Source organism: Leptolyngbya sp. FACHB-711 (assembly GCF_014695615.1).
Classification (GTDB): domain Bacteria; phylum Cyanobacteriota; class Cyanobacteriia; order Elainellales; family Elainellaceae; genus Leptolyngbya_A.
This window is the reverse complement of record NZ_JACJOR010000452.1, coordinates 1-8,410: the sequence shown is the minus strand read 5'-3', so window position 1 is coordinate 8,410 and position 8,410 is coordinate 1. Positions and strand designations below refer to the sequence as shown.

Below are 8,410 nucleotides of genomic sequence, written 5' to 3'. Positions count from 1 at the left end.
GGCAACACCCTTGTTGAACGCGGCAGGGGCGTTGAGGGAGAGACGGGAATCAGGGGAAGCAGCAGGAAGTTGAGGACGGAGGCGGACGATCGCGGCATCTGCTCCACCGGGAAGCAGGACGGTGTTGTTTTGTACCTGATGGTCGTACTGGTGATAAACCCAGCGTTTTGAGGCGATCGAGGGCGTATCCAGCAGCGTCAACAGAACCTCATTCCAGGTGTAATTCTTGCTATCGATCGTAATGCCTTGTGCGGTGCAGGGCGGCAGCTGAGACTCGTTCCACTTCCAGGCGGTTTGGGCATATTGGGGCGGTTCGGGCGGCAGTTCCCGGTGATAAATGGGCGTGTTGTCTGCCAGTGCCGTAGCGGGAATTTCGGCGGCAATTTCACCTTTGAAGAGGATGCGGACGATCGGCTCCTCGATCACGGTTCCAGCGACGACCGCATGAAGTCCCCAGCGATGGAAAATATCGATGAGTTCCTGTTCGCGTCCTATGTGGGCAACAAACAGCATTCGCTCCTGCGACTCGGACAGCAGATATTCGTAGGGAATCATGCCTGTTTCGCGCACTGGAATTTTGTCCAGGTCTAGCTCAATGCCAACTCCACCTTTGGCTGCCATTTCCGATGTAGAGCAAGTGATTCCGGCAGCTCCCATGTCCTGCGCGGCAACAACTGCCCCAGTTTTGAATGCCTCCAGACAGGCTTCAATCAGGGATTTCTCCAGGAACGGATCTCCCACCTGCACGGCCGGGCGATCGTCAATCGATTCATCGCTTAATTCTGCACTGGCAAAACTCGCACCGCCCATGCCGTCTCGTCCGGTCGTAGAACCTACATACAGCACCGGATTGCCACTGCCATTCGCGCCCGATTTGACGATTTCCGGCGTTTCCATTAAGCCGATCGCCATTGCATTCACTAAAGGATTGCCCGAATAGGCGCGATCGAAGTACACTTCACCGCCGATCGTAGGAACGCCAACGCAATTACCATAGTGTGAAATTCCCGCGACCACGCCGCTAAATAGCCTTCTCGTCCGGGCATCTTCTAGATCGCCAAACCGCAGCGAGTTAAGAACAGCGATCGGACGTGCACCCATCGTGAAAATATCACGTAAAATGCCACCCACTCCGGTTGCAGCTCCCTGAAAGGGTTCAACGGCAGAGGGGTGGTTGTGTGACTCGATCTTAAATGCCAGATGCAGCCCGTCGCCCATGTCTACTACGCCTGCATTCTCACCAGGCCCCACCAGGATGCGGTCACCTGTAGTCGGGAAATTCTTGAGAAGAGGGCGCGAATTTTTATAGCAGCAGTGTTCTGACCACATCACCCCAAACATTCCCAGCTCTGCTTTGTTGGGATGCCGCCCCAATCGCTGCAAAATCTCCTCGTATTCTTCGGGCTTAATGCCTTCGGAGGTAATTTCTTGCAGCGAAAAAGGAGCGTTGGCGATCGAAGGAGCATCAGACATGAAGGCTTGCACCGTAGGGCGAAACAGAACAAGCTTTATTGTATCGGGTCGATCGGCTAATTGAAGTCCAGGTGGTGATTGAGATGCATCAGGTGGGGCGGCTGCTTGTGGTTAATGAGTTGGCGCAGAAAGTTGCGGGCGTATTCCAGCGAGAAATGGCGCGGCTTGCCTTCATAGATGATTTGATATTCATTGCTGGATTCTCCGTTGCCGTAGCCGGAGATTAAATGACGATGAAAGGCTTCCTCTGCTAATCGCTCAATCTCGTTTTTCAAGTTGGCTTGAGGACGGTTTGTCATAATTGACATTACTTAAAACTCAGCACTCCATTAGTTATAGAATCTTGATGGTTTTATTGCACCACTCATCGGTCATACGCCGATTGATAGTGAGAGAATCATTAGGATGAAATTGCCTTGGAAGATTAAGGAAAGCTTGAGAATCCTTTATAAGGAAATGCTAAAAGAGTGGGTTCAGAGAATATTGAAAGAGCGATCCCTGTGACTGGAACTGCCCCGCGCTGCGGCAGAAATCTAGCTCTCCCCATGATTTCAAAGTGTCTGCTTCTCTTAGGACGAAAAGTTTTGTGTCGTTCCAATGGGATTAGAACAAAAGATTCATTTGTGAATTTGCGCGTTTAACACTGCTCAAACAGCCTTTGAACTCCGATATTTTTATGTCATCGGATCAGGGAACGGCTTATCTAGAGATAGAGGTAAGTCCCGCATTCCCGTTATAAAGTTTCTCATGATGTGAAAGAGAAAACGATCGCCTCATGGTACTCAACCCAAGCCGGGGTTACAGTCAAGAACCTCATTTCGACCGTGGCTTCGATGCTTCCGACCTGTCTCCCGTGAATGCACGCCGAAGCGATGCCTTTGATATCTTTAATTTTCGTCATATTGAAGGTCCAAATCCTTATTTAGAAACGGCTGCTTTTGTCTTCGATTTTGCGCTAACCGGAGCGGGTGAACCGCTTGCGATCGAAGACTATCTGGATGAACTGAGCCAGCGGTATCCGCACCTGCGCGACGAGCACTATCCGTCCCATGCCCATTTGTTTGCACGGACGGCAGCCGAAGTGAACAAGCTGGAAATGGGTTTGCACTTCGAGCGCTGGTCGGTCCTGCTTCAGGACGAAAAGGCGCAGGGCGACAAAGCAAGAATCGCAATCGAGTGTCTTCATGCTCGCACTTGTCGGGAAGTGGTGTACTGTGTCTGGGACTGGTTTGAGGCAATTCGCCAGGACAAGCCTTTCTCGCTCGACGATTCGCTGGAAGTGATGCAGGGGTTATTCCGGCGATCGGTGTACGGTGGTCCCACCGTGTACGCGCTGCTGCGGACAGCTCATCAGAAGGGAATTCCTGCGTTTTACCTGTGGGATGAGGGCTTAATGCAGTACGGCTACGGACGCAAGCAGGTGCGAGGCATCGCAACCACCTTTAACCACGATAGCCATCTGGATTCTGACTTCACCACGCGCAAAGACGACTGTAAAGCTTTTCTGGAAACGCTGGGCTTTCCTGTGCCCCGGGGTCAGGTGGTGCGATCGCTGCAAGACGCACTCAGAACTGCTGATCGCATTGGCTATCCTGTAGCGGTAAAGCCTGTCAGCGGACACAAAGGCATCGGTGTGACGGCAGATGTGCAGGACGACGCTGAGCTAGAAGCTGCCTATGAGCGGGCGGTACAGGCAATCGAAGAAGATCAGCCCGTGCGAATTATTGTGGAAACCAGCATTTCGGGACGCGATTATCGCTTGCTGTGTGTGAATGGGCGATTTGTGGCGGCAACCGAGCGACAGCCAGCCTCGGTGAAGGGCGATGGCAAATCCACAATTGGTGAACTGATCGATCGCGAAAACCGGTCGCCCCTGCGTGCGGATACTCCAACTTCACCAATGGGCAAAATCCAGGTTGATCAGGCAATGCACCTGTATCTGGAGCAGCAGAACCTCTCGCTGGACTCGGTGCTAGACCGCGATCGCATCGTGTATCTGCGAAAAGTGGCAAACCTTTCGGCGGGCGGAGTCAGCATTGACGCAACCCACAGCGTCCACCCAGACAATATCATCCTGGCGCAGGATATCGCCCAGCATTTTCAGTTGACCTGTTTGGGAATTGATGTGATCGCGTCGGATCTGGCAACGTCCTGGCGACAGGGCAATCTCAGCATTATCGAAATCAATGCGGCTCCGGGCGTATATATGCACCTGCGTCCGTCGATCGGCTCCAGCGTTGATGTAACGTCTCCGATTCTAGAAACGTTTTTTGAGTCAGGCGAAGCGGCACGAATTCCGACGATTACCTTCAACCGGGTGTCGGTGAAGGAGTTGGAGGAACTGATCGATCACATTCTGCTGCATCACCCCAACTGGACGATCGGGGCAGTCTGCCGAGAAGGTGTGTTTGTGAATCGCTCCGAAAAGATGATGCACTCGGATTACAACACTAACCTGATGAGCCTGGTGCGAAATCCGCGTCTGGATCTGCTGATTACAGAGTATCCGGGCGAAGTGCTGGAGCAGCAGGGAATGTTCTACTACGGCAGCAATATGGTGATTCTGGACAATCCTACCGAAGCCGAGAAAATGCTGAGCCGCGATGTATTTCATGAATCGATCGTCGTCACCCGTGAAGACAGCACGATTTCGATTTACCGGAATGGATTAATCGAGCAGTATCATCTCAGCCCAGAAGAGCCGTTTAGCCGTGTCTTCCTGAAGGAGGTTGCTGTAATTCTGTAATCAGACGATCGGCATGGGCTGGTTGTTCGAATCCAAGGCGATCGATTCTGCCCGCTCCGGGTAAATCATGCCTGCCGCTCCTAAGAAGGAATTGGAGGCTTGCTTATCCCTCCTCCCCTATCCCTTATCTCGTCATCCACTTACCGAGAACGGCTCTGCCAGACCTGGATCTGCTGCTGCGCACTCTCATAAATCGATGAGCTTGACGGAATGCTCTTGGCAATGCGAATTGCGCCCGTCACATCATAAAGTGCCTGGGATTCAGCCCTTTGCAGAATCTCCTGGCTCCACTGGTCGACCATCCGATCAGCTTCTGCGCGGGCGAGGCTACCGGAGGGGATGCGGTTTGCGATGCGAATGGCAGAAATCAGCATTCGGGTGCTTCCGGCACTGGCGGCGCGGTATGCCTCCTGCATCTCGCTTTGTCCCTGCGATTGCTGGCTCCACTCTTGAATGTCAGACTGTGCCTCGTCATAAAGCGACCGACCGCTGCCGATCTGGGTGGCGACCTCGATCGCATCTCCGTATCTGCCCTGGTTCGCCAACTGCCTTGCCCGATCGAGCAAAGGCTTATCTATCGAATCTTCAGCCCGATCGCGCCAGGTACGAATTTCGTCCTGAGCTTCAGCGTGAAGCGATCGACCATTGCCGATCTGACTGGCAACCTGGATCGCGCTGTTCCAATCGCCACCCGCCGCCAACTGCCTTGCCTGATCGAGAATTGGTTGATCTTGAAACTGCTCGACCCGATCACGCCAGCCACGAATGCGATCCTGTGCCTCGCCGTAGAGTGCCCGACCGGACTGGATTCGACTGGCTTCGTTAATGGCAGCCTGGAGCGCGGCAATATCACCATCGTTGGCAAACTGGTCAGCGCGATCGAGAAAAGGCTGGTCTTCGGTGGTTTCAATCTGCGTTCGCCACTCATTGATCTGATCTCTGGCTTCCGTGCCACGCGGGTTGCTGCGGGGAATCAGCTGCGCTTCAGCAATAGCAACTCGCAAATCATCGAGGGTTCCACCTGCCGCCAATTCTTTCGCGCGATCGAGAATGGTGACATCTTTGATTTCAACCTGCCAGCGGCTGATCCACTGTTGTGCTTTGCTGTAGAGCGGGCGATCGGACTTGATGCGCTGTGCCCCAATGATCGCCGCTTCCAGATCGTCCACTGTGCCGCCCCATGCCTGAGACTGAGCCATTGCCAGGGTATTGAAGTCCTGCACTTCCGACTGTAATTTGGCAGATTCGGGAATCAGACTGGTGATGTTCATTGCCTGACTGTAATCCCGGCGATCAAGGGCGGCTTCTGCCAGCGCAAACAGTTCGCGTCCCAGATCGGGCAACATTTGCTGTGCTTTGCCGTAGACATAGCTAACAGGCTTGATTTCCTCGATCAGCTTCAGAGCAGCCAGCAGGTTATCCACACCGCCCCGATCAATCAGTCCTTTTGCCCGGTTGAGTTTGCCGATGTCGTCACGGGTAATCGTAATCAGGTTGCTGAGTTCCTGATATTTAGTGGTTGCCCAGTAGCGATTATCTACGTCCGACAGACGACTAGTCAGCAGAAATGCCTGCCGCACGTTTTGCTGCTTTAGCGCGGCTTCTGCCTGCTTGTATAGGGCTTCTGCCTTAGACCAAACGGTTTGCCACAGCTTGACCCGATCTTCAACCAGCTTGTGCGCTGCCGTGTTCGATGGAATTTTACGGGCAGCATCAACGGCTTCATTCAGTTTTCCCGCCTGAAAAGACCCCTCCGCTAAATCAAGAATTTCGCTTGCCCAGGCTTCAATGCTGCGATCGATTTCGGGACGCAAGGGGTGATCCGCAGGCAAGGCATGCACCAGATCGATCGCTTCCAGCAAATCCTTCAGGGTTCGCTTCTCGGCGGCGACCTGAGCGCAGTAGAGCCGTAAAGACGCAGAAGCCGTCGGCAAAAACATTTCCGGACAGTTGGGCAGAGAGGGCAACCTCAGCAGGGCGATCGCAGACAAAATGCCAATTCCGCTCAAGCCAAAAACCAAGATCACTGCCCACCAGTGCAAATGGCGAGCCGAAAGTTTGAACCAGAAGGGGCGGGTCGTCACTGGCTCCTTGCTAGCAGGACGGCTCGATCCGTTTACGAAGGGAACGGCTGAAGAAACGGTCGATGCCAGGATGTTTTCCTTAAAGCCGTCTTCTTTTAGATTGTCTGATCCGGAATCTGAACGATGATTTAAATCTGAATCATTTTCGATCGCCTCGGCTTCATCCCAAAGCAGCGAGTCTGGCTCCTGTACAGATTTTGCCGGAATCGGATCGCGCGGCAAAGGGGCGGCTGAAGAGGGATTGGGCAACACGGCTCTTGCAGGAGAACTGCTCGGCGCAGGCTGAGGCGGCTTGCTCGGCGGAGCAGCATTTTGCGGCACGGGCGGCAACTTCAGGGGTGGAATTGTTTTGGGCGGCACATGCCCCGGTCGGCGATTCGATCGCTCTGGCGGTTCTGGCGTGCCATAAGTTCTCGTCATACCTTACCCCACACGACGCTAACCCACTCTACCGCATCTCGGAAAAATCACTCTATCTTTTAATACCAGAGAAATCAATCACGAGCAGGTAAAAATCATATCAAATCGACTGAAATCTCCCGAACGGAGAAGAACGATCGATTTCATTCCCCTATGCAGCTTACCCGAACGAAAGATTAGCAAAGATAAAAGACTACCCTGCACGAAAGAACGGATTCAGGCTCACTGACCACCCTACTACCAGCCCTGTAAAAGAAACGAGCGTCAGAACGATTAACGACTGCACGCGATTGCACCCCATATTTTGCAGATCAAGCCGCGCCAAAATTTCTGCTGCAAGCACCACCAGGCAATAGCCAAACGCCCGAAACCAGACGAGTGCAAACGTGACGCTAATCGCCGCGATTAAAACTAGGCAAAAGTAGCCCAAGTCTGACTGAAGCCACCGTCGCGCAAACAGCCGCAGCCGCGCAAACAGCGTGGTGAGCAGAAGTGCCTGGAGCAGCGTAAAGGTAATCGCCAAACTCCAGGTCAGCCAGGAAACCGTTGTGCGGGCAACAAACCAGCTAAAAGACGTATAGGCAATAAACAGCAGAAAAAGCGATAACCAGGGCAGCTTTCGCATGAAATTTATAGGGTTCATCCAAAATTCTGAGCGGGCAGCAATATCAGACTGCGCTAGCTCATTCTTTAATATCCTGACCCTTTTATTATGAAGTCATCGAAACTGCTTCGCCGCACACAGAGCACAGGCAGACCAGCGAACCAACTCGCCTTCTGGGGTGGGACAGTGGCAGGTGGGGCAAAGAGGCAAATGCTGCGATCGGCTTCGCATCTGTTGTGCCCAGCTTCGGAAAGCCGTTTGCGGATCAGTCGCGGCAGCGGAAGTAAACGGAGTCGGATTCTTGAGGCGGCTGGGGTGGCTCTGCCAGAGGGAAAGGCTATCGGTTTTAAACAGACGATCACCCATTTGCCACTGCGCCGCCGAAAAGCGGATATCTTTTAGCCCTAGCGCGAGGCGATCGTTGAGCTTGGTGAGAATTAAGTGCCGCTCAAAGGCAAGGTTTTGCGCCCAGGCAGGACTGGATGTGGCGACCTGCAAAACTTTGCGCTGAATTTCAACCGGGCGAGTCTGGGCAGCGACAGCAAGCCCCACCACCTCATTCCAGCAGGCAAGCAGCTTTTGAAACTGACGACGACTTTGCCAATTTTCCTGATGCTCGATCGCACCCAGGACATGATTCAGCGAGTTAAAACGATGACTCGGCATTCACTCATCCTTCTTCTAAAACAGCAGGCTGAGAAAATTTAAGACGGAAACAAGTATTTTTTCAAAAATTGGTTATGATATGCCAGTAGAAATCTGGCAACCGCTGTAGACTCTACTGATAGAGTTATATCAGCAGATTAACTGGATCTCAACTCCAAATCTAGATACTAGATAAATGTTTTTCCTCTAGATCGGGTTGTCCATCGCTTGAGCTATAGGCAACCGGAGTCAAGCTCAGTCGCAGTTGCATGAGTAGAACAGGCGATCGTGTCACGATTGTATCCCTAAAATCTCTGCAAATCTCTGTCCGCAGATTTATAAACTGAATTTTTTGTTTGATTTGATTTTTGTTTGATTTGTTGTTTTGGCAGGAGTACCGCTATGAGTCAACAATCCCAGAGGGGGAACTGCGTCGCA

6 protein-coding genes are annotated in these 8,410 nt (G+C 52.7%); 1 reads left to right on the top strand and 5 read right to left on the bottom strand.

From position 1 onward, the window contains the following. A partial coding sequence (gene purL / locus H6F80_RS20405) for a phosphoribosylformylglycinamidine synthase subunit PurL (protein ID WP_190793360.1) occupies positions 1-1,473 on the bottom strand: 1,473 nt, incomplete at its 3' end. 56 nt (positions 1,474-1,529) lie between these two features. After that, on the bottom strand, positions 1,530-1,781 hold the full coding sequence (locus H6F80_RS20400) for a hypothetical protein (RefSeq protein WP_242067478.1): 252 nt from the start codon (positions 1,779-1,781) through the stop codon (positions 1,530-1,532). 467 nt (positions 1,782-2,248) lie between these two features. Here H6F80_RS20400 and H6F80_RS20395 point away from each other — a divergent pair, with 467 nt between their 5' ends. Further along, the gene (locus H6F80_RS20395) at positions 2,249-4,219 is read left to right on the top strand and encodes an acetate--CoA ligase family protein (RefSeq protein WP_190793358.1); all 1,971 of its coding nucleotides are present in this window, start codon (positions 2,249-2,251) and stop codon (positions 4,217-4,219) included. A 140-nt stretch (positions 4,220-4,359) separates the two neighbouring features. Here the strand turns inward: H6F80_RS20395 and H6F80_RS20390 are convergent, their stop codons facing one another. The 3 genes from H6F80_RS20390 to H6F80_RS20380 all read right to left on the bottom strand — a co-directional run bounded on the left by H6F80_RS20390 (position 4,360) and on the right by H6F80_RS20380 (position 7,993). Then, positions 4,360-6,723: a chromosome segregation ATPase gene (locus H6F80_RS20390; protein WP_190793357.1), complete on the bottom strand. Its 2,364-nt coding sequence runs from the start codon at positions 6,721-6,723 to the stop codon at positions 4,360-4,362. A gap of 193 nt (positions 6,724-6,916) precedes the next feature. Next, a complete protein-coding gene (locus H6F80_RS20385) occupies positions 6,917-7,348 on the bottom strand; it encodes a hypothetical protein (protein ID WP_190793356.1) in 432 nt (143 codons plus the stop codon). Positions 7,349-7,441: 93 nt separating this feature from the next. After that, a complete protein-coding gene (locus tag H6F80_RS20380) occupies positions 7,442-7,993 on the bottom strand; it encodes a DciA family protein (RefSeq protein WP_190793355.1) in 552 nt (183 codons plus the stop codon). Positions 7,994-8,410 lie beyond the last annotated feature (417 nt).

Coding starts and splice junctions, on each gene's coding strand:
- H6F80_RS20400 (WP_242067478.1), bottom strand. CDS start 1,781: ATGTCAATTATGACAAACCGTCCTCAAGCCAACTTGAAAAACGAGATT.
- H6F80_RS20395 (WP_190793358.1), top strand. CDS start 2,249: ATGGTACTCAACCCAAGCCGGGGTTACAGTCAAGAACCTCATTTCGAC.
- H6F80_RS20390 (WP_190793357.1), bottom strand. CDS start 6,723: ATGACGAGAACTTATGGCACGCCAGAACCGCCAGAGCGATCGAATCGC.
- H6F80_RS20385 (WP_190793356.1), bottom strand. CDS start 7,348: ATGCGAAAGCTGCCCTGGTTATCGCTTTTTCTGCTGTTTATTGCCTAT.
- H6F80_RS20380 (WP_190793355.1), bottom strand. CDS start 7,993: ATGCCGAGTCATCGTTTTAACTCGCTGAATCATGTCCTGGGTGCGATC.